Annotated in this window: 28 protein-coding genes and 4 tRNA genes; 11 read left to right on the top strand and 21 right to left on the bottom strand. The window is 71.4% G+C overall.

Going from position 1 to position 24,709, the window contains the following annotated elements; all coding sequences use genetic code 11:
- Positions 1-49: 49 nt before the first annotated feature.
- A complete protein-coding gene (locus AB3M81_RS10515) occupies positions 50-1,003 on the top strand; it encodes an aldo/keto reductase (RefSeq protein WP_412903858.1) in 954 nt (317 codons plus the stop codon).
- A 115-nt stretch (positions 1,004-1,118) separates the two neighbouring features.
- Here the strand turns inward: AB3M81_RS10515 and AB3M81_RS10510 are convergent, their stop codons facing one another.
- Genes AB3M81_RS10510 through AB3M81_RS10500 form a run of 3 tightly spaced genes read right to left on the bottom strand, consistent with a single transcriptional unit; the run spans position 1,119 to position 3,565 of the window.
- Positions 1,119-1,709 carry a hypothetical protein gene (locus AB3M81_RS10510; protein ID WP_412903857.1) on the bottom strand — a complete coding sequence of 197 codons (591 nt, stop codon included), beginning with the start codon at positions 1,707-1,709 and terminating at the stop codon, positions 1,119-1,121.
- Between the two features lie 57 nt (positions 1,710-1,766).
- Positions 1,767-2,990, bottom strand: coding sequence for a ribonuclease D (locus AB3M81_RS10505; RefSeq protein WP_412903856.1), 1,224 nt, complete (start codon positions 2,988-2,990; stop codon positions 1,767-1,769).
- Positions 2,987-3,565, bottom strand: a complete 579-nt coding sequence (locus tag AB3M81_RS10500; protein WP_412903855.1) for a DUF3000 domain-containing protein — start codon at positions 3,563-3,565, stop codon at positions 2,987-2,989. Before AB3M81_RS10500 ends, AB3M81_RS10505 begins: the two co-directional genes overlap by 4 nt.
- 67 nt (positions 3,566-3,632) lie before the next feature.
- On the opposite strand from AB3M81_RS10500, the gene hemE reads away from it, so the two are divergent.
- Genes hemE through hemQ form a run of 3 tightly spaced genes read left to right on the top strand, consistent with a single transcriptional unit; the run spans position 3,633 to position 6,736 of the window.
- Positions 3,633-4,697: a uroporphyrinogen decarboxylase gene (gene hemE, locus AB3M81_RS10495; RefSeq protein ID WP_412903854.1), complete on the top strand. Its 1,065-nt coding sequence runs from the start codon at positions 3,633-3,635 to the stop codon at positions 4,695-4,697.
- 1 nt (position 4,698) lies between these two features.
- The gene (gene hemG, locus AB3M81_RS10490; RefSeq protein ID WP_412903853.1) at positions 4,699-6,033 is read left to right on the top strand and encodes a protoporphyrinogen oxidase; all 1,335 of its coding nucleotides are present in this window, start codon (positions 4,699-4,701) and stop codon (positions 6,031-6,033) included.
- A gap of 10 nt (positions 6,034-6,043) precedes the next feature.
- Positions 6,044-6,736: a hydrogen peroxide-dependent heme synthase gene (gene hemQ, locus AB3M81_RS10485; protein ID WP_412903852.1), complete on the top strand. Its 693-nt coding sequence runs from the start codon at positions 6,044-6,046 to the stop codon at positions 6,734-6,736.
- Between the two features lie 116 nt (positions 6,737-6,852).
- On the opposite strand, the gene AB3M81_RS10480 is transcribed toward hemQ, so the two are convergent.
- From AB3M81_RS10480 to AB3M81_RS10460, 5 genes are all read right to left on the bottom strand, one after another.
- Positions 6,853-7,197 carry a hypothetical protein gene (locus AB3M81_RS10480; protein ID WP_412903851.1) on the bottom strand — a complete coding sequence of 115 codons (345 nt, stop codon included), beginning with the start codon at positions 7,195-7,197 and terminating at the stop codon, positions 6,853-6,855.
- 365 nt (positions 7,198-7,562) lie between these two features.
- Positions 7,563-8,099, bottom strand: coding sequence for a DUF6318 family protein (locus AB3M81_RS10475; protein WP_412903850.1), 537 nt, complete (start codon positions 8,097-8,099; stop codon positions 7,563-7,565).
- Between the two features lie 200 nt (positions 8,100-8,299).
- Positions 8,300-8,722 (bottom strand): peptide-methionine (R)-S-oxide reductase MsrB, encoded by a 423-nt coding sequence (gene msrB, locus AB3M81_RS10470; protein WP_412903849.1) that lies wholly within the window; start codon positions 8,720-8,722, stop codon positions 8,300-8,302.
- On the bottom strand, positions 8,719-9,216 hold the full coding sequence (locus AB3M81_RS10465) for a hypothetical protein (RefSeq protein WP_412903848.1): 498 nt from the start codon (positions 9,214-9,216) through the stop codon (positions 8,719-8,721). Before AB3M81_RS10465 ends, msrB begins: the two co-directional genes overlap by 4 nt.
- Positions 9,217-9,225: 9 nt before the next feature.
- A complete protein-coding gene (locus tag AB3M81_RS10460; RefSeq protein ID WP_412903847.1) occupies positions 9,226-9,924 on the bottom strand; it encodes a pyrimidine reductase family protein in 699 nt (232 codons plus the stop codon).
- A 30-nt stretch (positions 9,925-9,954) separates the two neighbouring features.
- On the opposite strand from AB3M81_RS10460, the gene AB3M81_RS10455 reads away from it, so the two are divergent.
- Positions 9,955-10,791 carry a PPK2 family polyphosphate kinase gene (locus AB3M81_RS10455; RefSeq protein ID WP_412903846.1) on the top strand — a complete coding sequence of 279 codons (837 nt, stop codon included), beginning with the start codon at positions 9,955-9,957 and terminating at the stop codon, positions 10,789-10,791.
- Between the two features lie 103 nt (positions 10,792-10,894).
- Here the strand turns inward: AB3M81_RS10455 and AB3M81_RS10450 are convergent, their stop codons facing one another.
- The 4 genes from AB3M81_RS10450 to AB3M81_RS10435 all read right to left on the bottom strand — a co-directional run bounded on the left by AB3M81_RS10450 (position 10,895) and on the right by AB3M81_RS10435 (position 15,457).
- Complete coding sequence (locus AB3M81_RS10450) at positions 10,895-11,656, bottom strand: sirohydrochlorin chelatase (RefSeq protein ID WP_412903845.1); 762 nt, start codon at positions 11,654-11,656, stop codon at positions 10,895-10,897.
- Positions 11,653-11,841 (bottom strand): hypothetical protein, encoded by a 189-nt coding sequence (locus AB3M81_RS10445; RefSeq protein WP_412903844.1) that lies wholly within the window; start codon positions 11,839-11,841, stop codon positions 11,653-11,655. The genes AB3M81_RS10450 and AB3M81_RS10445 overlap by 4 nt, the downstream gene beginning before the upstream one ends.
- Positions 11,838-13,514: a nitrite/sulfite reductase gene (locus AB3M81_RS10440; protein WP_412903843.1), complete on the bottom strand. Its 1,677-nt coding sequence runs from the start codon at positions 13,512-13,514 to the stop codon at positions 11,838-11,840. The genes AB3M81_RS10445 and AB3M81_RS10440 overlap by 4 nt, the downstream gene beginning before the upstream one ends.
- A 299-nt stretch (positions 13,515-13,813) precedes the next feature.
- Positions 13,814-15,457: an acyl-CoA dehydrogenase family protein gene (locus tag AB3M81_RS10435; protein WP_412903842.1), complete on the bottom strand. Its 1,644-nt coding sequence runs from the start codon at positions 15,455-15,457 to the stop codon at positions 13,814-13,816.
- A gap of 92 nt (positions 15,458-15,549) precedes the next feature.
- On the opposite strand from AB3M81_RS10435, the gene AB3M81_RS10430 reads away from it, so the two are divergent.
- Positions 15,550-15,801, top strand: coding sequence for a helix-turn-helix domain-containing protein (locus AB3M81_RS10430; RefSeq protein ID WP_412903841.1), 252 nt, complete (start codon positions 15,550-15,552; stop codon positions 15,799-15,801).
- On the top strand, positions 15,801-16,709 hold the full coding sequence (locus AB3M81_RS10425; protein WP_412903840.1) for a hypothetical protein: 909 nt from the start codon (positions 15,801-15,803) through the stop codon (positions 16,707-16,709). Before AB3M81_RS10430 ends, AB3M81_RS10425 begins: the two co-directional genes overlap by 1 nt.
- Here the strand turns inward: AB3M81_RS10425 and AB3M81_RS10420 are convergent, their stop codons facing one another.
- From AB3M81_RS10420 to AB3M81_RS10395, 6 genes are all read right to left on the bottom strand, one after another.
- Entirely contained in the window at positions 16,710-17,183 is a 474-nt protein-coding gene (locus tag AB3M81_RS10420) for a YbaK/EbsC family protein (RefSeq protein ID WP_412903839.1), read from the bottom strand.
- 22 nt (positions 17,184-17,205) lie between these two features.
- On the bottom strand, positions 17,206-17,958 hold the full coding sequence (locus AB3M81_RS10415; protein ID WP_412903838.1) for an SGNH/GDSL hydrolase family protein: 753 nt from the start codon (positions 17,956-17,958) through the stop codon (positions 17,206-17,208).
- Between the two features lie 308 nt (positions 17,959-18,266).
- Positions 18,267-18,530, bottom strand: a complete 264-nt coding sequence (locus AB3M81_RS10410; RefSeq protein ID WP_412903837.1) for a GlsB/YeaQ/YmgE family stress response membrane protein — start codon at positions 18,528-18,530, stop codon at positions 18,267-18,269.
- Between the two features lie 90 nt (positions 18,531-18,620).
- A tRNA-Val gene (locus tag AB3M81_RS10405) sits at positions 18,621-18,692 on the bottom strand.
- Between the two features lie 22 nt (positions 18,693-18,714).
- A tRNA-Cys gene (locus tag AB3M81_RS10400) sits at positions 18,715-18,785 on the bottom strand.
- 28 nt (positions 18,786-18,813) lie between these two features.
- A tRNA-Gly gene (locus tag AB3M81_RS10395) sits at positions 18,814-18,885 on the bottom strand.
- A gap of 81 nt (positions 18,886-18,966) precedes the next feature.
- On the opposite strand from AB3M81_RS10395, the gene AB3M81_RS10390 reads away from it, so the two are divergent.
- From AB3M81_RS10390 to AB3M81_RS10375, 4 genes are all read left to right on the top strand, one after another.
- Positions 18,967-19,800, top strand: coding sequence for an aminotransferase class IV (locus AB3M81_RS10390; RefSeq protein ID WP_412903836.1), 834 nt, complete (start codon positions 18,967-18,969; stop codon positions 19,798-19,800).
- A gap of 45 nt (positions 19,801-19,845) precedes the next feature.
- Positions 19,846-21,012: a DUF222 domain-containing protein gene (locus AB3M81_RS10385; protein ID WP_412903835.1), complete on the top strand. Its 1,167-nt coding sequence runs from the start codon at positions 19,846-19,848 to the stop codon at positions 21,010-21,012.
- 106 nt (positions 21,013-21,118) lie between these two features.
- Positions 21,119-21,190 (top strand) — tRNA-Val (locus tag AB3M81_RS10380).
- A gap of 109 nt (positions 21,191-21,299) precedes the next feature.
- Positions 21,300-21,455 carry a hypothetical protein gene (locus tag AB3M81_RS10375; protein ID WP_412903834.1) on the top strand — a complete coding sequence of 52 codons (156 nt, stop codon included), beginning with the start codon at positions 21,300-21,302 and terminating at the stop codon, positions 21,453-21,455.
- An 8-nt stretch (positions 21,456-21,463) separates the two neighbouring features.
- Here the strand turns inward: AB3M81_RS10375 and AB3M81_RS10370 are convergent, their stop codons facing one another.
- From AB3M81_RS10370 to AB3M81_RS10360, 3 genes are all read right to left on the bottom strand, one after another.
- Complete coding sequence (locus AB3M81_RS10370) at positions 21,464-22,828, bottom strand: serine/threonine protein kinase (RefSeq protein WP_412903833.1); 1,365 nt, start codon at positions 22,826-22,828, stop codon at positions 21,464-21,466.
- A gap of 65 nt (positions 22,829-22,893) precedes the next feature.
- Positions 22,894-23,652, bottom strand: a complete 759-nt coding sequence (locus tag AB3M81_RS10365) for a M15 family metallopeptidase (protein ID WP_412903832.1) — start codon at positions 23,650-23,652, stop codon at positions 22,894-22,896.
- 4 nt (positions 23,653-23,656) lie between these two features.
- Positions 23,657-24,682 (bottom strand): pirin family protein, encoded by a 1,026-nt coding sequence (locus AB3M81_RS10360; RefSeq protein ID WP_412903831.1) that lies wholly within the window; start codon positions 24,680-24,682, stop codon positions 23,657-23,659.
- Between the last annotated feature and the right edge of the window lie 27 nt (positions 24,683-24,709).

The raw sequence follows: 24,709 nt of genomic DNA, 5'->3' as shown, positions 1-24,709 counted from the left end.
CGGAGAGTCTAGCCGTCCTACGGTGGGTCGTGTGAGCACACAACACGTCTTGGGAACCAGTGGCATCGAGGTCGGCCCCGTGGGCATCGGCTGCAACGCGTTCGGCGCGCGGATCGACGCCGATCGCGTGGTCGAGGTGGTGGACGCCGCCTTCGAGCACGGGGTCCGCTTCTTCGACACGGCGGACACCTACGCGCTCGGCGAGAGCGAGTCCCTGCTCGGCGCCGCGCTGAAGGGCCGGCGGGACGAGGTCGTCATCGCGACCAAGTTCGGCATGGACATGCAGGGACGCAACGGCGACGACGGCGGGCGGCGGGGGAGCGCGGCGTACGTCCGCACGGCCGTCGAGGCCAGCCTGCGCCGCCTCGGCACGGACGTCATCGACCTGTACCAGCTGCACACGCCCGACCCGGCCACGCCGATCGAGGAGACCCTGGGCGCGATGACCGAGCTGGTCGACGAGGGCAAGGTCCGCGCGATCGGGTGCTCCAACTTCACGGCGTGGCAGCTGGTCGACGCGGACTGGGTGTCCCGCACCGCCGGGCTCGCGCACTTCGCGACGGCCCAGAACGAGTACTCGCTCTACAACCCCGCCGCCGAGGTGGAGCTCGTGCCGGCCTGCCTCGAGCTGGGCGTCGGCATCCTGCCGTACTTCCCGCTCGCGTACGGCCTGCTGACCGGCAAGTACTCGCGCGACGCCGACCCGGCCGAGGGCACACGGCTCGCGCAGCAGCGGGCGCGCTGGCAGGACGCGGACTGGGACCGCATCGACGCGCTGCAGGCGTTCGCCGACGAGCGCGGCCTCACGCTGCTCGAGCTGGCGATGGGCGGCCTGGCGTCGCGTCCCGCGGTGGCCTCGGTGATCGCGGGCGTCTCGGGCCCGGAGCAGGTGGCGTCGAACGCGGCGGCCGCGGCGTGGACCCCCACGGCGGAGGACACCGAGGCGCTCGACGAGCTGCTCGCGCCGGCGCACTCGTACACGACGTTCGCGCCGCGCGGCTGAGGTTGGATGCGCCGGGCCGGGAGCGCCTCACGGCGCGTGGCCGCTCGTAGCGGCTGATGTTGGGACCCGGGGCTACCGCGGCCCGGCGCACCTCCAGTCTAACGACGGAGCCAACTCAGTGCAGGTTCCCCCGGCGCTCGGCCTCGGCCGCCGCGCGCAGCTGGCGGGCCGTGTCCACGAGGCGCGCGCCGCTGGCCGGGTCGACGTCGTCCAGCTGGCCGCGGCCCACGCCGACGATGTGCGCGAAGGCGGCGGCGCGGTCGAGCGCGACGTCGAAGTCGGGCGCCAGGATGCCGCGCACGACCGTGTCCACGAGCGTGATGACCTCGTCCGGGCCGGGCGGGTCGACGACGCCGGCCAGCACCTCCTGGACGGGGGCGTACGCCTTGCCGGTCGCGAACTCACGCGCCGCCTGGAGTGGATTGCGGTAGACCCACGTGCGCAGGGCGTACAGCCGCCACAGCGCACCCGCCACGGTCTCGGCCGGCGCGCGCGACCAGAGCTCGGCGATCGTGCCCAGGCCCTCGGAGTCGGCCAGGTGCAGCACGCGCTCCACCAGCTGCTGGTCGGCGGGGTCGTGGGCCCCGCGCACCAGCAGGTTCGCGATCCGGTGGCCGGCCGCGGAGCGCTCGGCGGGATCGTCCTCGCCCGCGATCGACTCGAACAGCGCGGATCCCGGGAGCGACGGCTTGTGGAACTCGGGCATGCGTTCGAGGGTAGACCCGCGGTGGTCGCGAGACGCGCTCTTGCCCGGGTGAGGCGATCAGGGATCGACGAGCGCCGCGGCGATCGGTGCGGCGACGAGTCCGATCTGCCACTCGCGCGAGCCCTTGGAGCGGAGCTCGGCGGCGATGGAGTCCGCGTCGATCTGCGCCGGCGGCTGCCAGGCCAGGGCGCGGACGAACGCCGGCCCCACCAGGTTCTCGGCCGGAAGGTCGTGGTCCTCGGCGATCTGCGCCACCACGCCGCGCACCCGGGCGAGCCGGTCGGCCGCTACGGGGTCCTTGTCGGCCCAGGCCCGCGGGGGAGGCGGGCCGTCGGAGCGCTGCCCGGAGGTGGGCAGCTGGTCCTCGGGCAGCGCGGCGGCGGCCTCGATGGCCTCGTGCCACTGCTCGACGAAGCGGCGGGGCCCGCGGCGGCGCATCGTGGGGTCGTCCTTGAGGGCCGTCAGCGAGCCCGGCGGATGCGTGGCCAGCGCGACGATCGACGCGTCCGGCAGGACGCGGCCGGGCGTGACGTCGCGGTCGGCCGCGATCGCGTCGCGCGCCTGCCACAGCTCGCGCACGATCGCGAGCGCACGGCGACTGCGCAGCTTGTGGATGCCCGAGGTGCGGCGCCACGGGTCCTGGCGCGCCGGCGGGCCGGTGAACGACAGCAGCGCGTCGAACTCCTCGCGCGCCCAGCCGTCCTTCCCGGCCGCCACGAGGTCGTCGATGACGGCACGGCGCAGCTCGAGCAGGACCTCGACGTCGAGGGCGGCGTACTCGAGCCACGGCTCGGGCAGCGGGCGCGTGGACCAGTCGGCCGCGGAGTACTCCTTGGCCAGGCTCATGCCGAGGTAGTGCTCGACGAGGGCGGCGAGGCCGACGCGCGGCAGGTTCAGCAGGCGGCCGGCGAGCTCGGTGTCGAACAGCGACGCGGGGTACAGGCCGACCTCGGCCAGGCACGGCAGGTCCTGGGTGGCGGCGTGCAGGATCCACTCGGCGTCGCCGAAGGCGTCGTTCAGCTCGCTCAGGTCGTCGAAGGCGATGGGGTCGATGAGCCACGTGCCCGAGCCTTGGCGGCGGACCTGCACGAGGTACGCCCGCTGGGAGTAGCGGTAGCCGGACGCCCGCTCGGCGTCGAGGGCGATGGGTCCCTCGCCGAGCGCGATCTCGGCGCACGCGCGGGCGAGCGCGTCGTCGGTGTCGACGACGGGCGTCAGGGGCTCACGGAGCCCGAGCCGCGGCAGGGGCGCAGAGGGGGTCTCGTCGGGTGCGGTGCTCACCGGATGGCGCGCCTGCGGGTGAGGGGCACGACGCCGGGCGCCAGCGGGGGCAGGCCGGCCAGCTTGCCGAGCAGCTCCATCCAGGCGGTGGCGTGCGGTTCCAGGTCGCCGTGCGGGGTCCAGGAGGCGCGCACCTCGATCTGGGCGTCGCCCTCGTCGTCGGCCATCGCGCCGAAGCCCTCGGACCGGACCACGGTGATGCTGCCGGCGGCGTTCGCGTACTCGGCCGAGGCGTCGCCGAGCGCGTCGGTGAGCCAGCTCCAGCCCACCTGCGTGATGAGCGGGTCCGTGGCCATCTCCTGCTCGATCTCGGCGCGCGCGAACGTCACGCAGCGGAACGTGCCGTTCCAGGCGTCGTGGCCGGCGGGGTCGTGCAGGAGGATGAAGCGCCCGGTGCCCAGCTCGGCCTCGCCGACGACCACGTCCGCGGTCATGGCGTGCGCCCACGGCGCGATGCGCTGCGGAGGCGGCATCTCGCCGATCTCGAGCTCCGGGCGCGCGGCAGCACGCTTGACCTCCTCGACCGCCCGCGTGAAGGGGGCCGGGATGCCATCAAGCTTGTTTCGGGCGCCCACACCGTGATCTTAGGCACGAGCAGCGGGGGCCGGGGGCTAGACACGCAGAGCGTGACAGACTCGAGGGGTGACCACCGACGCTCACGCGACCGCCCCCGACCTCGCCACCACGAGCCCGTTCCTGCGCGCCTGCCGCGGGCTGGAGCCCTCCCACACGCCCGTGTGGTTCATGCGCCAGGCGGGACGATCGCTGCCCGAGTACCTCGCGATCCGCGAGGGCGTGCCCATGCTGGAGTCGTGCTTCCGCACCGACATGGTCGTGGAGATCACGATGCAGCCGGTGCGCCGTCACGGGGTCGACGCGGCCATCTTCTTCTCCGACATCGTCGTGCCGCTCAAGGCGATCGGCGTCGACCTCGACATCGTGCCGGGAACCGGCCCGGTCGTCGCCGACCCGATCCGCTCGGAGGGCCAGCTCGCGTCGCTGCGCGACCTCGAGCCCGACGACGTGACGAGCATCACCGACGCCGTGCGCGGGCTGGTCCAGGAGCTCGGCTCCACCCCGCTCATCGGCTTCGCGGGTGCCCCGTTCACGCTCGCGTCGTACCTGGTCGAGGGCGGGCCGTCGCGCGACCACCGCCGCACCAAGGAGCTGATGTACGGCCAGCCCGACCTGTGGCACGCGCTGCTGGGCCGCATCGCCGCGATCGCCGGGCAGTTCCTGCGCCTGCAGGTCGAGGCGGGCGCGTCCGCCATCCAGCTGTTCGACTCGTGGGCGGGGGCGCTGTCGCCGGCCGACTACGACACGTACGTGCGCCCGCACTCGGCCGCCGTGCTCGAGTCGGTCGCCGACCTCGACGTCCCGCGCATCCACTTCGGCGTGGGCACGGGCGAGCTGCTCACCCGGATGGGCGACGTGGGCGCCGACGTGGTGGGCGTCGACTGGCGCGTGCCGCTCGACGACGCGATCCGCCGTCTCGGCCCGGACAAGGCCGTGCAGGGCAACCTCGACCCGACGCTGCTGTTCGCGCCCACCGACCTGGTCCACCGTCGAGCCGCCGAGGTCATCGAGGCCGGTCGCGCCGCCAAGGGACATGTCTTCAACCTCGGCCACGGCGTCCTGCCGGCGACCGACCCCGACGCGCTGACGCGCCTCGTCGAGTTCATCCACACGTACGAGCGGACCGCCTGACGTGCGGGTCGCGGTCGTCGGCGGCGGCATCGCCGGGCTGTCCGCCGCGTTCCACCTCGCGCAGGGCGGGGCCGAGCCCGTCGTGCTCGAGGGCTCGCCGCAGGTGGGCGGCAAGCTGCGCCGCGAGCGGCTCGGCGACCTGACGATCGACGTGGGCGCCGAGGGCATGCTGGCCCGCCGTCCCGAGGCCACGGACCTCACACACGCCGTCGGCCTCGGCGACGACATCGTCGCGCCCGAGCCGATCCCGTCCCTGGTGTGGAGCCGCGGCCAGCTCCGGGCGCTGCCGCCCACGATCATGGGCGTCCCGTCCGACCTCGGCGCGCTCGCGTCGTCCGGTCTCCTGCAGCGCCCCCTGGCGTCGCACGCGGCGCCGGTCCCCGACGAGGACGTCTCCGTGGCGCAGTTCGTGGCCGACCGGCTCGGTCGTGAGGTCGTGGACCGGCTCGTCGAGCCGCTCCTCGGCGGCGTGTACGCCGGGTACGCCGATCGCCTGTCCCTGCAGGCGGCCGCGCCGGTGATCGCCTCGCTGGGCCCGGACCTGCTCGCGGGCGCCCGGCAGCGCGCGAGCGAGCCGAAGCCTCCGGGGCCCGCGCTCGTCGGCCTGCGCGGCGGCATCGGGAGGCTGCCGCAGGCCGTGGTCGATGTGGGCGGGTTCGAGGTCCGCACCGGCGCGACGGTCCGCGGCATCCGGCGTGACGGCTCCGGGTGGGAGCTCGTCGTCGGACCGACCACGGCCGCCACGCGCGAGCGGTTCGACGCCGTCGTCATGGCGGCGCCCGCGCCCGCGGCGTCGCGCCTGCTGGCCGAGGCCGCCCCGCGTGCCGCGTTCGCGCTCGCGGGCCTGGACTACGCCTCGATGGTCGTCGTCGGCTTCCTGCTGGAGGGCGCCGACCTGCCGTCCGGGACGGGCTTCCTCGTCCCGCCGGTCGAGTCGACGCAGATCAAGGCGGCGACGTTCTCGTCCCGCAAGTGGCGGTGGCTGGCGGAGTCCGCCGGTGGGGCCACGGTCGTGCGCACCTCGCTGGGCCGGGTGGGCGAGACGGCCACGCTGCAGCGCGACGACGCCACGCTCGTGGACCTGGCGCTGTCGGACCTGCGCTCGATCGTCGAGCCCGCGGGCACAGTCGGCTCGGTCTCGGCGACGGTCGTGCAGCGGTGGGGCGGGGGACTGCCGCAGTACGAGGTGGGCCACCGCGACCTCGTCCGCACCGTGACGGACGACGTCGCCACGGTGCCCGGGCTCGAGGTGTGCGGAGCGGCGTACGAGGGCGTCGGGATCGCCGCCGTCGTCGCGACGGGGAGGGCCGCGGCGGAGCGAACCCTGGCCGGGTGAGAATGGACGCATGAGTTCCCACGAGGTCGACCCCGAGCAGATCAACGCCAGCATCCGGTACGCGATGTACTCGGTCTTCCGAATCGAGCGGCCCCTGGCCGGCGCGGACCGCGCGGCGCTCGCCGCCGAGGTGGAGTCGCTGTTCGCGTCCTTCGACGACGTCGTGGTGCGCGGCACGTACGACCTCAGCGGCATGCGCGCCGAGGCCGACCTCATGGTCTGGTGGCACGCGCCCAGCGCCGACGCGCTGCAGGACGCGTACAACGCCTTCCGACGCACCGAGCTCGGCTCGCACCTGACGCCCGTGTGGTCGAACGCCGGCCTGCACCGCCCGGCCGAGTTCAACCGCTCGCACGTCCCGAACTTCATGGCCGACGACCGGACCTATCGGTACGTGTGCGTGTACCCGTTCGTGCGGTCGTACGAGTGGTACATCCTGCCGCAGGACGAGCGCAGCCAGATGCTGCGCGAGCACGGCGAGGCCGCGCACGACTACGCCGACGTCCGCGCCAACACGATCGCCTCGTTCGCGCTCGGCGACTACGAGTGGCTGCTCGCCTTCGAGGCCGACGAGCTGCACCGCATCGTCGACCTGATGCGCGAGCTGCGCGCCACCACGGCCCGCCGCCACGTCCGCGAGGAGCTCCCGTTCTACACGGGCCGCCTGCTCTCGGTCGCCGAGCTCACCGCCCTCTGGCCCTGACCCGCCTCCGCCGCTCCCGGTTCGGCGAGTGGCGCAGAAACGCCCGCCACTCGCCGAGTGGCGGGCGTTTCTGCGCCAGTCGCGACCCCGCTTTGCGCCGCTCGACGGTCAGGCGGTCAGTCGGTCAGGACGGGCCGGGCCTCGCGGACCAGGAGCGCGGTGCCGGGACCGGGTGCGGTGATGGTCGTGTCGAGGCTCTCCCAGTCGCCGTCGTCGATCCGGTAGGTGACGCGATAGGTGACGTCGACGCTCGGGCGGACGTGGCCGGGCTTGCGGTACCGGTGGACGACGTCCATCGCCGGGTACGGGCGGCCAGGACTGGTGGTGGTTTGGGTGGTGCCGTCGCCGTGATGCCACGTGTAGGCGACGGGCGTGGCGCGCAGCGCGACGGTCGAGTCGAGGATGTCGACGCTGCGGGCGAACGGCGTCACAGTGGTGTGGAAGATCGTCTCGAGGTTCACCAGCGTGGACCCGGCCGGCTGGACGCTGACGCGGAGGGACGGGAACCGAATCAGTTTGGCCTCCGCCTCTACATCGCCCGGCGTTATTGACGGCTTGGGTGCTGCAGCCGGTTCCGAGGGTGGATCGCACGAAATGTCGGTGCCGGGATACGGCGCATTGGGACGGCAGCGGAAGCGGTAGAACTCGGAGGGTTGGAGTTGTACCTCTCGAGGACCGCGATTCGAGCTGGATCGCCACACTTTTGTGTCGGACTGAGATCCGTCCCACGAACGTCCATGTGCGATGCTTCCCGGCATGTCAGGAGCCGGGCTGAGGCCGGTCGTATCGCCTTGCGCCAATGCGGCAGCCAGCAGGACGGCGGTGATCATTCGACATCTCCGGGAACCAGTTGCGAGACGATCCAAGAGCCGGACTCGAATCGCAGGCCTAGTGTGACGACCTCGGAAGAGGCCGGGGCGGTAGACGCGGTCGCATCGGCTCCGGTCTTAACCTCGCCTCTCGTCACGCGCAGGGAGGTCCGAGCGCGTACCTCAGCACCCGGCTTGGATGAGAACCAGAGGTCCGTCTCGCCGTTGGTCCAGTTGCGGTTGCGGAGCCAACCGCCCTCCGCGTAGACGCGCTCGTAAAACGCGATGTAGTCGTTGCATCCGCCGCACTCCGGATCTGACAAGCGCCCGAGCTCGTCCACATCTCCCGTCTTCGAGGCGTGATCGATGACTGCAACGTAGTGAGTCACGAATGCAGCCGCACCCTCTGGGCTGAACTCCGTCGCTTGTGAGGGCACAGACGGCGGCGGGCTCGCAGATGTCGTAGTCGCCGAGCTCGTGGGCTCCGCCGGCCTCGCCTCGTCCTCACTGCACGCCGACAAGCCCAGCAACAGCGCGCCAACGCAGGCGCTCATGACCCAAGACCGCATCGTTCCCCCGAACTGCGACGTGACTTCGAGTTACGCACTCTAGCGACGACCCGGGCCGCCGGTCAGCCCGTCGTCTCACGTCCTGTGGAAAGCTGAGATATGTAGCAATGCGCACCCGTTTCGGTCGATTGGGGACCGAAAGGGGTGCGCATTGCTACACATCTCGCGCGCGGGACGCGCGGGGGTCAGTCGGCGTCGAGGGAGAGGGCGATGCCGTTGATGCAGTAGCGCAGGTCGGTGGGGGTGTCGAAGCCCTCGCCGGCGAACACGTGGCCCAGGTGGGAGCCGCAGTTCGCGCAGCGGACCTCGGTGCGCTTCATGCCCAGCGAGGTGTCCTCGATGTACTCGACACGGTCCTCGGCCAGGGGGGTGTAGAACGACGGCCAGCCGCACTGGGCGTCGAACTTGGTCTCGCTGCGGAAGAGCTCGGCCTGGCAGGCGCGGCAGCGGTAGACGCCGACGGTCTGGTCGTGCTCGTACTCGCTGCTGAAGGGTCGCTCGGTGCCGGCCTGGCGCAGCACGTGGTACTCGGCAGCGCTGAGCTCGTCACGCCACTGGTCGTCGGACTTGTCGACCTGGTACGTCTTGTCGCTCGTCTTGTCGCTCACATCTCCGCCTGTTCTTCGAAGGTCAGGTGTTCCAGAAGGTGCAACGTCGGGACGTCCAGTTTTCTTCTCGCGCGGGACGTCCAGTCGACGTGAAGGAACTCACGCACCACGTGCGACTCGGTCAGGATGATGACCTCGTCGCACGACTGCTCGCGCACGAGGTCGACCAGCGCGTCGATCGGGTCGTACTCGACGAGCTTGGCGGTCACGTGCTGGCCGCGGGAGGTCAGCAGCGCCGCGGAGGCGTCCAGCTCGCGCTGGCTCTCGGCCCGCAGCTCGTCCTCGATGCGGACGTAGGACGCGGGCTCCTCGAGCGGCACGAACTGCGCTCCACCGAACGCCGTCATCGAGGCGCTGAGCGCCGCCGGGGACGCGTCCACCGGCAGCAGCATGTGGTAGGTCACCTCGTCGTCGACACCCTCGTGGAGGGCGAGGATCTGGTCGGCGTCGAGGTCGATCAGCTGGCGCTCGACCAGCAGGGCCACGTTGTACATGGTCACAGCCTAGGACGAGCGGCGGTCGCGGACCCACCGCGTGAGCAGCACGTCGTCCTGCTCGAACACGTGGCCCAGCCGCATGGGCCGCTCCACGGGGGACGAGCCCTCCGTGATGCGCTTCATCGGTCCGCCGACGAGGTGCGGACCGATGGTCACGCACACCTCGTCGACGAGGTCGCGCTCCACGAGGGCGCCGTGCAGCTCGGGGCCGCCCTCGCACAGGATCCGGTGCAGCCCACGGGCGGCGAAGGAGTCCAGGACGGCGGCCCAGTCGATCTCGTCGTCGCCCGCGACGACCACGTCGACCATCTGGGCGAGCCGCTCACGGGCCTCGGCGGGCGACGTGACGGTCGTGATGACCATCGTCCCGGGCGCCAGCAGGTCCTCGGGGATCTCGAGGCTGCGCGTCACGACGGCGAGCAGCGGCACGCGCTGGCGGCCGGTGCGCAAGGCCTCGTGGACGGCGTCTGCCTGGATCGGCTTGTACCCCTCGGCTCGCGCCGTCCCTGCCCCCACGATCACGACGTCGGCGAGGCTGCGCAGCACGCGGAAGACGGCCAGGTCGGGCGCTCCGCCGAGGTCGCCCGAGACACCGCGGGAGTCCTGGACGGCGCCGTCGACGGAGGCGACGAAGTTGGTCCGCACCCACGGCAGGGGCTTGTCGGGGTAGGCGTACAGGTCAGCGAGCTCGCTCAGATCCGGCATGACCTCCACGGTAGGGGCATACTCCCGAACATGACGGATCTGCGCTCCAGCCTGGCCGCCCAGGGCCCGGTCGACCTCACGACGATCGCCACGGACGCGACGCCGCAGTTCGACGGCACGAAGCGGGACGCACGGCGCCTGCTGCCCGAGATCGGCAAGCGGCTCATGGCCAGCCAGGAGCTGCTGTTCGCGAACGGTCGCGCCGGCACGACCGACCGCAAGGTGCTCATGCTGCTGCAGGGCATGGACACGTCCGGCAAGGGGGGCACCCTGCGGCACGTGGCGGGGCTCGTCGACCCGCAGGGCCTCGTGATCACCGCGTTCAAGGCGCCCACCGAAGAGGAGCGCTCGCACGACTTCCTGTGGCGGGTCGAGCGCCGGCTCCCGCCCGCGGGCATGATCGGCGTCTTCGACCGCTCGCACTACGAGGACGTGCTGATCGGCCGGGTGCGGTCGCTGGCCGATTCCGACGAGATCGAGCGCCGCTACGACGCCATCAACGACTTCGAGCAGCGGTTCGTCGACGGCGGGGGAGTGCTGCTCAAGTGCTTCCTGCACATCAGCCCCGACGACCAGAAGGAGCGGCTCGCCGAGCGCCTCGACGACCCGACGAAGTACTGGAAGTACAACCCCGGCGACCTCGACGAGCGCGAGCTGTGGGACGAGTACCAGCGCGCCTACGAGGTCGTCCTGGAGCGCTGCTCCACCCCGAGCGCGCCGTGGTACGTCGTCCCCGCCGGACGCAAGTGGTACCGCAACTGGGCGATCGCGACGATGCTCGGCGAGACGCTCGACGAGCTCGACCTGAAGTGGCCGGAGGCCGACTTCGACGTCGAGGAGCAGAAGAGGCGCCTGGCCACGATGTGATCTCGATACACCGTCTCGCTGCGCTCGCCGGCACTCGATCAGCGGGTCGGGGAGCAGAAGAGGCGCCTGGCCACGATGTGACCAGGCGCCCCCTCGTGAGTGCTCAGACGTCCGCGAACAGCGCGTCCATCGGCACGAGGTCGACCGCGCCGACGGCGTAGCGGGCGAGGATGACCTCGGCCACCTCGTCGGCGACGCCCAGCGGCTCGGCGACCGCCACGGCGCCGGCCTCGAGGGCGAGCTCGGTCACCCGGTCGGGCAGGACGCCCGGGGCCAGGAACAGCATGCCCACCGCGATGTGGCGACGGCCGTCGGCCCGGTGCGTGCGCACGGCCTCGCTGGCGGCCGGCGGCGCGGCCGAGGCGAACGCCGCGATCGTGGGCAGCTTGTGGTGGGCGCCCCACGCGCGGGCGGCGCGGGCGATCATCGCGTTGGCGAGCGGGTCCGACGAGCCGGCGCCGGCCAGGACGAGCGCATCGAGCTCGCGCACCCGGTTGCGGCTCAGGGCCTCGCGCAGGCGGCGGTCGAGGACGTTGAGGAACGTGCCCTCGATGCCGAGGACTTTCGTGACCTCGATGCGGACGTCGTGCTTGGCGGCCGCGGCCTTCGCGGCCTCGGGCACGTCGACCTTGGCGTGGTACGCCTCGGTCAGCAGCAGCGGGACGACGACGATCTCGCCGAAGCCCTCGGCGGCCAGGCGTTCGACGACCTCGTCGAAGCTCGGGCCGCACAGGTCCAGGAACGCGGCTTCCACACGCAGGTCGGGGCGCATGCACGCCACCACCTCCGTGAGGGCCTTGATGGTCTGGGCCGAACGGGGGTCGCGGCTGCCGTGGGCGAGCGCGACCAGTGCGGGTGCGGTCATCGTGCATTCCTCCCTTCCTGCGGTGATGCGGTGGTGGTGTCGGTCGGGGCCAGGTGGCCCAGGAACTTGAGGCTGAAGGCGCGCAGGCAGCTGCGGCACTCCCACGTCCCGTGCGTCTCGCCGTGGGGACGCAGGTCCTCGTCGGCGCAGTACGGGCACGAGTAGGGCACGAGGCGCTCGCTCATCGCAGCAGCTCCTCGTCGGCGCGGGCGACCCAGGCCGCGAACGACTCGCCGTCCTCGCGGTGGGCGAGGTAGGTGCGCGAGAGCTTCTCGACGTAGTCGGGCAGCTCGTCGCCGGTGACCTTGTGGGCCCGCAGCTTGCGGCCGAACCCGGCGTCCATGCCGAGGGCGCCGCCCAGGTGGACCTGGAAGCCCTCCACCTGGTTGCCGGCCTCGTCCATCACGAGCTGGCCCTTGAGGCCGATGTCGGCGGTCTGGATGCGGGCGCACGAGTTGGGGCAGCCGTTCACGTTGACGGTGATGGGCGTGTCCAGCTCGGAGACGCGCTGCTCGAGCTCGTCGATCAGGTTGGCCGCGCGGTCCTTGGTGTTGACGATCGCGAGCTTGCAGTACTCGATGCCGGTGCAGGCCATCGTGTGCTGGCGCCACTGCGACGGGCGGGCGTGCAGGCCGAGCCCGACGAGGGCGGCGACGAGCGACTCGACCCGGTCCTCCTCGACGTCCAGCACGATGATCTTCTGCATCGGCGTCAGCGCCACACGCTGCGAGCCGTGCGCCTCGACGACGTCCGCGAGCTGCTGCAGCAGCGGGCCCGAAATCCGGCCGACGGTCGTGGCGGCGCCGACGTAGAACCTGCCGTCGACCTGCCGGTGCACGCCGACGTGGTCGACCGGCGTGTCCGGCACCGGGGGAGCGTCGAGGTCGACGAGCTTGCGCTCGAGGTACTCGGTCTCGAGCACCTCGCGGAACTTCTCGATGCCCCAGTCCGCGACGAGGAACTTCAGGCGGGCGCGCGAGCGCAGTCGGCGGTACCCGTAGTCGCGGAAGATGCTGACGACGCCTTCCCAGACCTGCGGGACCTCGTCGAGCGGGACCCACGCGCCGAGGCGCAGTGCCAGGTGCGGGTTGGTCGACAGGCCGCCGCCGACCCACACGTCGAAGCCGGGGCCGTGCTCGGGGTGGACGGCGCCGATGAAGGCGACGTCGTTGATCTGGGGGACCACGTCGTGACCGGGGTGGCCGCTGATCGCGGTCTTGAACTTGCGCGGCAGGTTCGAGAAGGCCTTGTCGCCGATGTAGCGGCTCTCGATCGCGTCGATCGCGGGACGGCCGTCGATGATCTCGTCGGCGGAGACGCCGGCGACCGGGCTGCCCATGATGACGCGGGGGCAGTCACCGCACGCCTCCTGCGTGGACAGGCCGACCGACTCGAGACGGTTCCAGATCGTGGGGACGTCGCGCACGTCGATCCAGTGGTACTGGATGTTCTGGCGGTCGGTGACGTCCGCGGTGCCGCGGCCGAAGTCGACCGAGACGTCCGCGATCGCGCGCAGCTGCTCGAGCGAGAGCTGGCCGCCGTCGATGCGCACGCGCATCATGAAGTGGTTGTCGTCCAGCTCCTCGGGCTCGAGCGTGGCGGTCTTGCCGCCGTCGATGCCGGCCTTGCGCTGCGTGTACAGGCCCCACCAGCGGAAGCGGCCGCGCAGGTCGCCTCCGTCGATGCTCTCGAAGCCGCGGTGGGCGTAGATGTTCTCGATGCGGGCGCGGACGTTGAGCGGGTTGTCGTCCTTCTTGGACTGCTCGTTGGCGTTGAGCGGCTCGCGGTAGCCGAGCGCCCACTGGCCCTCACCCTTGCGTCGGCGCGGGCGGGCAGGTGCGGCGGGGGAAATCGTCATGGTGCTCTCTGGTCGCGATCGGGGGCGCGAGGCGTCGTTGCCTCAGCGCATCTGCGTGGGGGGAGAGATCAGTGACACATCATCGAGCGCGCACGACCGAGGTCGACGTGGAGACGTTCCACGAGCCACACGGTCTGGGCGATGAGCATGACGTCAGTCTGTCCAGTGGGATGGCGGTCCAACAACTGGACATCTCGACATGTGGGAATCCTGTCCATATTGCGAGATCGACAGGAGCGCCCCGCCGTGGTTCCAAGGAAAAGTCGCGACGTCGAAAATGGCCGTTCGGCGACGACGTCTCAGACCGCGGGCTGCGCCCGGTCGACGATCTCGCGCAACGGCAGGCCCGCGGGCAGCGTGCCGAACGTGCCGGCCCACTCGCCACCGAGCCGTGAGGCGCAGAACGCGTCGGCCACGGCAGGCGTGGAGTAGCGGATCAGCAGCGAGCCCTGCAGGATCGCCGCCATGCGGGAGGCGATCCAGCGCGCGGACGCCTCGGCGTCGGACGGGTCGGCGAGGCGGCGCAGCACGTCGTCGACGGCGGCGTCCAGCCGGGCGTCCTCGCCGCCGACGGTGCCGACCTCGGTGCGCCACGCCTCGAGGGTGCCCGGCTCGCGCGAGAGCGCGCGCAGGACGTCCAGGGCGTTGACGTTGCCGCTGCCCTCCCAGATCGAGTTCAGGGGCGACTCACGGAACAGCAGCGGCATGCCGGACTCCTCGGCGTAGCCGTTGCCGCCGAGGCACTCGAGCGCCTCGCCCACCATCATCGGCGTGCGCTTGCACACCCAGTACTTCTCCAGGGCCAGGCCGATGCGGCGCAGCGCCTGCTCGTGCTCGTCGTCGGGCCGGTCGACCGCGGCGGCGAGCCGCAGCCCGGCCAGCATGCCTGCCTCGGACTCGATCGCGAGGTCGGCGAGCACGCCGACCATGGCGGGCTGGTCGATCAGGCGGGCGCCGAAGGCCGAGCGGTGGCGCGCGTGCCATGTGGCCTCCGCGAACGCCTTGCGCATGATGGAGGCCGAGCCGAGGATGCAGTCCATCCGCGTCGCGGACACCATGTCGATGATGGTGCGGATGCCGCGGCCCTCGGGTCCGAGTCGCACGGCCCACGTGTCGTCGAACTCGAGCTCGCTGGACGCGTTGGACTTGTTGCCCAGCTTGTCCTTCAGCCGCACGATCGTCAGCGGGTTGCGCGAGCCGTCCGGCAGCACGCGGGGGACGACGAAGCACGTGGACCCGGCGTCGGTCTGGGCGAGCACGAGGAAGACGTCGTTCATCGCGGCCGACGTGAACCACTTGTGGCCCGTGAGGCGGTACTCGCCCGCGATGTCGGTCGACTTGGCGATCGTGCTGTTGACGCGCAGGTCCGAGCCGCCCTGCTTCTCGGTCATGCCCATGCCGGCGAGCAGGCCGCGCTTCTCCTGAGGTGCCCGCAGGCCGAAGTCGTACGTGGTGGACGCCAGCCCGGGCGTCCACTGCTCGGCGAGGGCGGGATCGTTCCGCAGGGCCGGCAGCACGGCGTACGTCATCGTGATGGGGCACATGTGGCCCTGCTCGACCTGGCCCCACGTGTAGAAGCCGGCCGCCCGCCGCAGGTGGGCCACCGGGTGGTCCGAGGTCCACGGCTGCGCGGTGAGGCCGAAGCCGACGCCACGCTCCATGAGCCAGTGCCAGGAGGGGTGGAAGCGGATCTCGTCGATGCGGCGGCCGAAGCGATCGACCGGCTGGTGGACGGGCGGGTTCTCGTTGGCGAGGTGCCAGTGCTCGCGCGCCTCGGCGGAGCCCGCGATCTCGCCCATCGGCGTCAGGTAGTCGCGCACGTCCGCCGCGTGATCGCCCGCGAGCGCCGTGATCGCGTCCTGCAGGGGAGTGTCGGCGAGGGCGATGTTGACGTCGTCGAACGGCACGGCCTGGTTGGCGGGGATGCGCTGCACGGGATCCATGGGCCCCACCGTAGAACGTGACGCGGACAATGGGTCAGGCATCGCACGCGTGCTATGGACACGCATAGCATGCGTGCGATACGGTCGCGGTCATGCGAGGACCGGTCGAGCACGACGACTTCTACGCGGGCATCGCCCGGCAGGTGGTCGAGCAGCGCACGGCCAGACGTCTCTCGCAGCGGGAGCTGGCCGACCTGTGCGGCACCACGCAGTCGGCGATCGCTCGGTTCGAGTCCGGCTCCCGTCCCCCGAAGCTCGACACCCTGCTGCGGATCGCCGCGGCTCTGGACTGCGAGCTCGACGTCACGTTCCGCCCGCGGACGCGCCCCCAGAAGGAGTCCTGATGAGCACCCGAGTCGACACCGAGGAGATCGAGGCCACGCGCAGCGAGAAGCTGCTGGCGGTGCTGCTGGGCGTGTTCATGCTCGTGGGGACGATCTGGTTCTACGTGCAGGTGCCGGCCTGGGTCGACGCGGTCGTCCCGGGCACCGGCGACGCGACCGTCCAGTCCGCGATGCGCGACCAGGTCCGGGCGGAGGAGGATCGATGGTCCGCCGAGACCGCACGGGACGAGCGGCGCGAGGAGCTCGACGTCGCGCGCGAGGAGTACAAGGTCGCCCTGCAGGAAGGACGCGACACGACAGTCGCGAAGCAGGCGTACGACGACGCGCAGACCGCGTACGACAGCGCCCAGGCCGAGCTCCGCGAGGTCGCGCAGGACGCCGAGGAGGCGCAGGACGCCCTCCAGCGCGCGCAGGACGAATACGCGCGGGACAGCCGAGGCGGGACGCAGGCGTGGATCGTCGCGGTCGTGCGCCTGCTCTTCGTCGCCGGCTGGACGGCCGTGGCGTACCGGGCGATCGCCCGGATGCGTCGCCGCGAGTCGCGCTACCTGGCCCTCGGGTTCGCCGGTGCCGCGGTCGGCGCGATCATGGCCCTCGTCTTCGCCGTGGATTACGTCACCGACTACATCGACCCGCTCGACCTCGGCCCGTTCGTCCTGTCGCTGCTCGGCGTCGCGGCGACGATCGTCGCCTTCCGTGTCCTGCAGCGGTACCTGGCCGCCCGGCTGCCGGGCCGGCGGGTGCGCAAGGGGGAGTGCCCGTTCTGCGGCTTCCCGCTGCGCGAGGCCGGCTTGGAGCACGGTCCGCACTGCGCGGGCTGCGGCCGCGACGTGGTCGCGCCGTGCGCGTCCTGCGACGCTCCCCGGCGCGTGGGCTCGTCGCACTGCACCTCGTGCGGCCGGGCGTGATCAGCCCAGCTTGCTGACGGTGACCCAGCCGGCGGCACCGGACAGCGCCTCGAGCTCGGTGGGGGAGACCTCGACCGCCGAGTCGGGACTGCCCGCCGCGGGGAAGACCGTTGTGAAGCGCTGCAGCGACGTGTCGAGGTGGACCGTGGCCGACTCGGGGTTCGCGAACGGGCACACGCCGCCCACGGGGTGACCGGTGAGGCGCTCGACCTCGTCGGCGCCCAGCATCCGTGCCTTGAAGCCGAACGTCGCCTTGAACGCGGCGTTGTCGGTGCGCGCGTCGCCTGCCATGACCACGAGTACGCACGAGTCCGGGTCCTCGGTGCGGAACGACAGCGTCTTGGCGATGCGGGCGGGCTCCACGCCGAAGGCCTCCGCGGCCTCGGTGACCGTGGCGCTCGAGCCGGAGGTGCGGACGATGGCGTCCTCGCGGCCGTGGCGGGCGAGGTGGTCCCGGACGGTGTCGATCGGCATGGGTCGATCCTGCCCGACGGGCTCAGATGCGCGAGAAGCGGTCGAGCAGGTCCGAGTTCGCGAGGATCTGGTCGCGCAGGAAGCGGCTGCCCTCGTTGTTGGGGTGGACGCCGTCGGGCGCCTGGGCGAGCGTCAGCGGGCGCGTGGGCACGTACGTGAAGCCGTGCGCCTCGGCGGCCGCCTCGATGATGGGACGGATGACGCGCGCCTTGCGCGGCTTTGACGTGCCCCAGGGGCTCACGACGTAGACGTCCGAGCGCGGGCGCCCGAGCTGGTCCCACACGACCGCGAGCTCGGCGAAGTACTCGTTCGCCGCCGCCTCGATCTGGGTCCGCGTGGACTCGACCGGGACGCCGTTCGCGTCGCAGCGGCGCCAGTCGTTGCGGCCGCCCTCGACTAAGAGCAGGCGCGGATCGGCCTGACGGATCGTGTCCATGCGGGCGCGGAAGCGGGTCTGCGCGCAGTCACTGTTGCGCATGAGAAAGCCGGTGCCGCCCGTGGCGTCGACCACCGGGTCGAGCGCGAGGTCGGTCGCGAGAGTCGCCCACCAGCCGGGGTACGGGCTGTGGCGATCTCCGTAGTACGAGGAGTAGGAGTCGCCGATCACGACCATCGTCTCGCGCGGCTGGGCGACGACCCGCCGCTCGGCTGCGGTGTCGTCCGACGTGGCCGGCGTGGCGGCCGTGGTGCTCGCGACGAGCGCGCTGAGGGTGGAGACGACGGTGACGCCGACGAAGGCGAGGCGCCGGACAGGCGTCTGCACGCGTCTGGTCACGCGGTGTCCTCCAGGAGCTGCGGGTCGAAGTGCCGTCGGTATTCTTCCCCGCCGACACCGCCGCTGTCACGTTTCGGTGCCGTTCCGGCGATTCGAATGCGTCACACGAGCGCTGGAGAATCCCGCCTGCTCGCCGCAAATGCCAGTTGAACCGGCGTTCTCAGAGCGCCCCCACATGACCCTGCCTAGCGTGATGAGTGCGGCCGGCCCATCTCCCGGGCCGGCCGCATCCGTGCGCGGACCCCGGACACACGACAGCGGGTGGCCCGATGTCTCGGGCCACCCGCTGTGACGGGGTAGGTGTGAGGTCAGGCGCGACGGGTCGTGCGCTTGCCGGCCAGACCCTCGGCGACGCCGATGAGCAGGACGGCCGCGATCACGGCGAGGACGAAGCCCAGGACGTTGAGCTCCCAGATGTCACCCGTGCCGAAGGCCTGCGCGATGAGGCCGCCGATCAGCGAGCCGACGAGGCCCAGCGCGAGGGTGGCCAGGATGCCGAGGTTCTGCTTGCCGGGCTTGATGAGGCGCGCGAGCGCACCGATGATGAGGCCGGCGACGAGGAATCCGATCATGGGTCATGTCTATCGGCGATCGGGGGAGTCGGCACCTCGAGCGGCGGATACGACAAGAGGCAGCCGATCTCGGCTGCCTCTCGTTCAGTGTGGGCGATACTGGGTTTGAACCAGTGACCTCTTCCGTGTCAGGGAAGCGCGCTACCGCTGCGCCAATCGCCCGTGGTTATTCATTTTTTCAGCGAGGTGGGTACGGGATTTGAACCCGTGTAAACGGATTTGCAGTCCGTTGCCTCGCCTCTCGGCCAACCCACCGCAGATGGGTCCGGCGAGACCCTCTCCGAGCGGATGACGGGATTCGAACCCGCGACCCTCACCTTGGCAAGGTGATGCTCTACCACTGAGCCACATCCGCGCTGGCCGCTTGACCGGCCGAGAAGAAACATTAGCCGATACCTTCCGAGCATCCAAAACGGGGTCCCCCTAAGGTCGAGACATGAAGGCTTGGCTCAACGGCGAGTTGCTGGAATCCCCGCACGATCCGGCGGTGAGCGTCCTCGACCACGGCATCGTGGTGGGCGACGGAGTGTTCGAGACGGCGGCTGTCGTCGACGGTCGTCCCTTCGCCCTCACGCGTCACTTGGAGCGCTTGGCGACGTCCGCGGAGGGCCTGGGGATCGATCGCCCCGACCTGGACCTCGTCCGCGAGGGGGTCGAGGCGACGCTGGCGGGCCAGGAGCTGCCGTTCGGCCGCGTCCGCATCACCGTGACGTCGGGTGCGGGCCCGTTGGGGTCGCCGCGGGGTGATTCCGGTCTCACCCACATCGTCGTGACCGAGCCGGCGGAGCGACCGCCGGCCGTCAGCTCGATCGTGACCGTGCCGTGGACCCGAAACGAGCGCGGACCACTCGCCGGGCTCAAGACGACCTCGTACGCGGAGAACGCGAAGATGGTCGAGTACGCCCGGGCCCGAGGCGCCTCGGAGGCGGTCATGGCGAACACCCTCGGCCAGCTGTGCGAGGGCACGGGATCGAACGTGATGTACGTGGTGGACGGGCAGATCGTGACGCCGACGTTGGCCTCCGGCTGCCTCGCCGGCATCACGCGCGCGCTGGCGCTGGAGTGGCTCGCGGACGAGCTGGACGTCCTCGAGCGCGACGCTCCGCTGGAGGTGCTGTTCGAGGCCGACGAGGTCATGCTCGTCGGCACGACCCGGACCATCCAGGCGATCGGTCGCGTCGACGACCGCGAGGTGCCGGCGCCGGGCCCGATCACGCTGCGAGCGCAGGAGATCTGGCGTGCCCGCGAGGCCGAGGACATGGACCCGTGACCGACTCCTGAACGGGTGTCGGAGGTCGTCCCTAGTGTCGGCTCCATGACATCGACAACCGCCGCGGACCGCCCCGTGCTCGATGTGTTGCGTGACGCTTCTCACGCGTTGCGGTCGGTCGCGGTGGGCGCCACCGACGAGGTCCGCGCGCTCGTCGCCGCGCGAGACGCGCTAGACGCGGCGATCAGCGAGGGCCTGCTCCGGATCGACGAGACGGCCGCGCACGAGGCCGAGGGTGCGTCCTCGGTCCAGACCTGGGCGCGGCGCGAGGTCAGGCTGGACGCCTCCGAGACCCGGGCGCGGCTGCGGTCGGCGCGCGCCATGCGTGAGCTTCCGGCCATGGCGCGGCTTCACCGCGAAGGCCGAATCTCGGCCCAGCACGTCGTCCTGTTCGACTTCTCGCTGCGGCACGTGGGCGAGTCCCAGACGCGCGAGCTCGAGGCGGCACTGCTCGAGGTCGCACTCGTGGCCGAGCCGGCCGAGCTCAAGCGGGTCGTGCGCCGGTTCAAGGACGTCGAGCACCCCGAAGCGCTGGACGAGGCGTGGGTGCGGGGGATGGAACGGCGCGACCTGCAGGTGCACCGGTGCGGCGACGGCTGGCACGTCAGTGGATTCCTGCCCATCCAGGTCGGTGCCCGTCTCCAGGCCTTCCTCACCTCCTCGTCCGTCCCCGTCGCGGAGGGCGACGAGCGCACCGCCGCCCAACGTCGCGTCGACGCCCTCGACACCCTGCTCGAGCGCGTGCTGGCCGAGGGGCTGCCGACGGACGGCACGGTCGCTCCTCAGCTGCACGTGCTGGTCGAGGCGGGCACGTTGCGGGCGGCACTGGCGCCGGGGGCGCCATCAGTCTTCGAGGGCGGCGAGCCCGCCACGCTCGTCGGCTTCGGGATGATCGGCTCCGGCCTGCTGCGCCACCTCACGTGCGGAGCGACACTCACGCCGATCCTGGTCGAGCGGATCGAGCCGAACCTGAGGATCCTCGACATCGGGCGAGCCGAGCGGTATGCCACCAGGCGACAACGTCACGCGATCTGGCTCCGGCAAGGCGGCGAGTGCGCCAGCGACGGCTGCCGCAACCCGATCGACCACATCCACCACGAGATCGCCTGGTCGCTGGGAGGACCGACCGACCTCGGCGCCATGACGGGACGCTGCGCGGCCTGCCACACGCGGATCCACGCTCGCGACGGGACGATCCGCTCCGTGGCGTGAGTGGCGACGTGACCGATCCGGGACCCCGGATCGGGGCCTAGTCCTGCCCGGAAGCACCCCTGGCGTGAATCGCGGGAGCGAGTGCGTTAATGTGGTCGTCGCACTCGGGCGATTGGCGCAGTGGTAGCGCGCTTCGTTCACACCGAAGAGGTCACTGGTTCGAACCCAGTATCGCCCACCCGAGAAAAGCCCCGGAACTGCAACGGTCCCGGGGCTTTCGCCTTCCCGGCGCCTCGACTTTCGCAGAAGCGCCACCACGGTGCCGGTCCCGGTGGGAGCATCCATCCGTGAACGGCCTGGTCGAGCGACTCCTGGGGTGGGTCGCCGGGAGCGCGGAGGACGACGCACTCGCGTGCGGCGCGCCGGGCTGCGGCGGTGACGCGCGGTACTCGCCGCCCGGCCGTGGGCACGTCAAGGGCTGCCTCTGGGTGGGCGACTTCTGACGGGAGGATCAGCCGAAGAGGCTGCGGGGCACGGTGCCCAGTCGCACGCGCTGAGGATGGTCGCCGACCGGCAGGTACGCGATCTCCTTCTTCGCGTCGACGTCGAGCACCGCGACGGCGTCGGAGTCCGACAGCGAGATCCAGCACGTGTCGTCCAGGCCCTCAGTCGTCCAGTACGGCTTGAGGTAGCCGTGCCCCGTCGTCGCCTCGTCGAAGAACGTCGGCGCGCCGGTCGCGCGGTCGACGAGCGCGGCGTAGTCGTCCATCGTCCCGGCGACGCACAGCGTGGTGCCGTCGTCGTCGATCGACAGGCCGTGATGCGCCGAGTCGTTGACGTACTCGGTGATCGGCATCTTCGGCACCCGGTTGGGCAGCGGCACGAGCCGCGTCACGGCGCCGGTGCGGGGCTCGGCGACCTTGCCCGTCGAGTAGTCGACCTTGCCGTTGAGGTCCGCGGCCTGTGTGTCGAACTCGACGAAGCCGTGGAGGAACGAGACCTGGAAGTACACGAATCGCTCGCCCGGGGCGATCGCCATGGGGCGCACGGCAGCGCTCATCCGGGGGTACCCGGCCTCGGCCAGCTCCTTGCCCATGTCCCAGCGCTGGTCGATGCCGAAGTCGTCGTTGCGCACGATCTCGAACCAGCGGTCGCCCTTGGTCCAGTCGCCCGCAGGGCCGTCGAAGGGCGTGTACGCCGAGCCGATGGACGCGTGGAAGATGCGCCGGCCGTCGGGCGTGTAGTTGTTCTCGTGCGGGGTGTCACCGGACTCGAACGTGCGCAGGCGGTCGCCCATCTTGACCGACCGCCCGTCGGGCAGCGTCTGGTCGACCATCGCGAACTCGATCACCTGGCGCTCGACGGAGTCGCTGACGAGGAGCCTCCTGCCGTCGGGGGAGAGGCCGGCATGGTCGCTGCGGTAGCCGTCCATCGGCTGCTCGGCGACGATCGAGTCTCTGCGCCCGGCGACGGCCTTCGCGATGTCGATCCACACGACGTCGGCGAAGCTCGGACGCGACACCGCCAGGAACCGGCCGTCCTTCGTGCTGAACATGTCGTCGACGAACTGGTCATGACCCTGTCCGGGGCCGACGCGCACGGCGGTGAACGTGATCAGCCGCAGGGGGTTGCGCGTGATGTCGCGCATCTCCTGCTCCTTGTCCGGGATCAGGTCGATGCCGGACTTGAGGATCGCCGGGTCGCGGGCGTCCACGATCGAGGCGGTGCCGGCCCAGTTGTTGCCGACGAACATCACGTCGCGCAGCTCCGGGTCGGTGGTGACGCCCGAGGCGGTCGCGGACGGGATCAGGGCGGCGGCGGCGACGCCGGCGGCAAGCACGGAGCCGGCACGCAGCAGGCAGTGGAGCAGGGGCATGGGGTGATCATGCACCTGATGTAACTGGGAGTGACAGGGCTGGTCTCACTTTGTGGTGACGTAGGTCACACTCCGGGGCGGAACGGCCTCGACGGGTAGCCCGTGTCGAAGTGCATGTAGTCGGGCACGTCGATGTTCTGCCAGATCCAGCCCTCGCGGTCGAACAGTCGCCAGACCAGGCCCTTCTCGAGGATCTTGCCGGGGCCGGGCGTGCGCGCCCGGTGGCGACCCGACGGCGTCCAGCAGTCGCAGCGCAGGTCCACCCACGGGTTCTCGACCGGGTTGATGTCGACGGCGCGACCGTTCGCGTGCGGCGAGTCCGTGAAGGGCGCGTTGATCTGGTCGGCGCGACGGCAGTTGAACGCCGAGGTGTTGTCGGCGGCGAGGCTCCTGGCCACGTCGCCGCCATAGCTCTCCACGCCTCTCATGCGGCGGATCGGGAACTCCTCGGCGAACAGCCGGTCGAAGATGCGGCGGATGCTCTGTGCGACGTCCGCGTTGACGATGAGGTGACCACGACGGGTGCGGCCCTGGAAGTCCACGAAGTTGAGGTCGACGCGGCGCAGCTGCTCGCGCCGCTGGACGGGGCACTCGGGCCGGACCATGCCGGCCTCGACCATCGCGTCCCATTGGGACGGCGGGACCTCGCGGACGCGTGAGGCGGGCGGGGGAGCGGGCGTCGTGGGCGGCGCGGTGGTGGGCGCCGTCGTGGGCGCGGTCGTGCTCGGGCTCGGCGTGGTGTCGGCCTGCTCACCGCCGCCGTCGCACGCGGCGAGCAGGGTCAGCAGGAGGATCGCCGGGACCGCACGTCGCAGCAGGGTCACCCGCTCAACCTCGTGGACGCAGGCGCGTCGTCGGCAGGGCGGGGGCCGGGATCGGGGCCGGCTGGTGCGGTGGGAACGTCCCGAACTGCAGGTCGGCGACGTCGTCGCCGGGGGAGCCGTCGAAGCCCATCTCTGCCTGGTACGTGGCGCGGAAGGCCTCGATCTCCTCGTGCGAGCGGCCGATGAAGTTCCACCACATGACGATCTGCTCGCCGAACGGCTCGCCGCCGATGAGCAGCGCCAACACGGGCTCGGGCCCGGCCTCGACGGTCAGGGTCCGGTGACCCGTCTCGACGACCGCGAGGTGGTCGGACGGCACGGGGTTCGCGTTCAGGCTCACGTCGCCCTCGACGCGCAGCAGGGCGTGCTCGTGGCCCTCGGGCACTTCGAGCTCGAGGCGGGTGCCCGGGTCGAGCCGCAGCTCGGCACCGCTGATCGGGGCGCGCGTCCGCAGCGGTGACGTGACGCCCAGCAGGGTCCCGGCGAACACGCGCGCCTGCCAGCCGTCGCCGTGAACGGCCTCGGGGCGGTGGACGTCGAGGGAGGGCTCGCCGAAGCGCTGGTCCTCGGGGAAGGCGTACCAGAGCTGGGCGCCGTGCAGGACCGTCGTGTCGGCCGAGGAGTGCTCCGAGTGCGTGATGCCCCGTCCGGCATTCATGAACACCGCGTCGCCGGGACGGACGGTCGCCCAGTGGCCGGCGGAGTCGATGTGGTCGATCCGGCCCTCGAACAGCCAGGACACGGTGGCCAGGCCGGTGTGCGGGTGGCGCGCGACGCGCATGCCGCCCGTGGCGCTCACCGGGTCCGGCCCGTAGAAGTCGAGGAAGCACCACGCGCCGACGAGCGAGCGGGCGCGCTGCGGCAGGGTGCGCCGGACGGTCATGGCGCGTGGCCCGCCGAGCGGCACCTCGCGAGGCTCGAGCAGCGTCACGCCGTCGGAGCCGGCGCGGATGCCCGGACTCAGCCCGTCGCGGGAGTACCCGCGCTCGGCGAGGACCTGCTCCTGGGGATCCCGCTCGGGATTGCTCATGTGTCGTATGGTCGCACGAGACGACGC

The sequence above is a fragment of the Aeromicrobium jepli genome, assembly GCF_047246605.1.
Classification (GTDB): domain Bacteria; phylum Actinomycetota; class Actinomycetes; order Propionibacteriales; family Nocardioidaceae; genus Aeromicrobium.
Note: the sequence above shows the minus strand (reverse complement) of the source record. Positions and strands in the feature narration are given on the sequence as shown.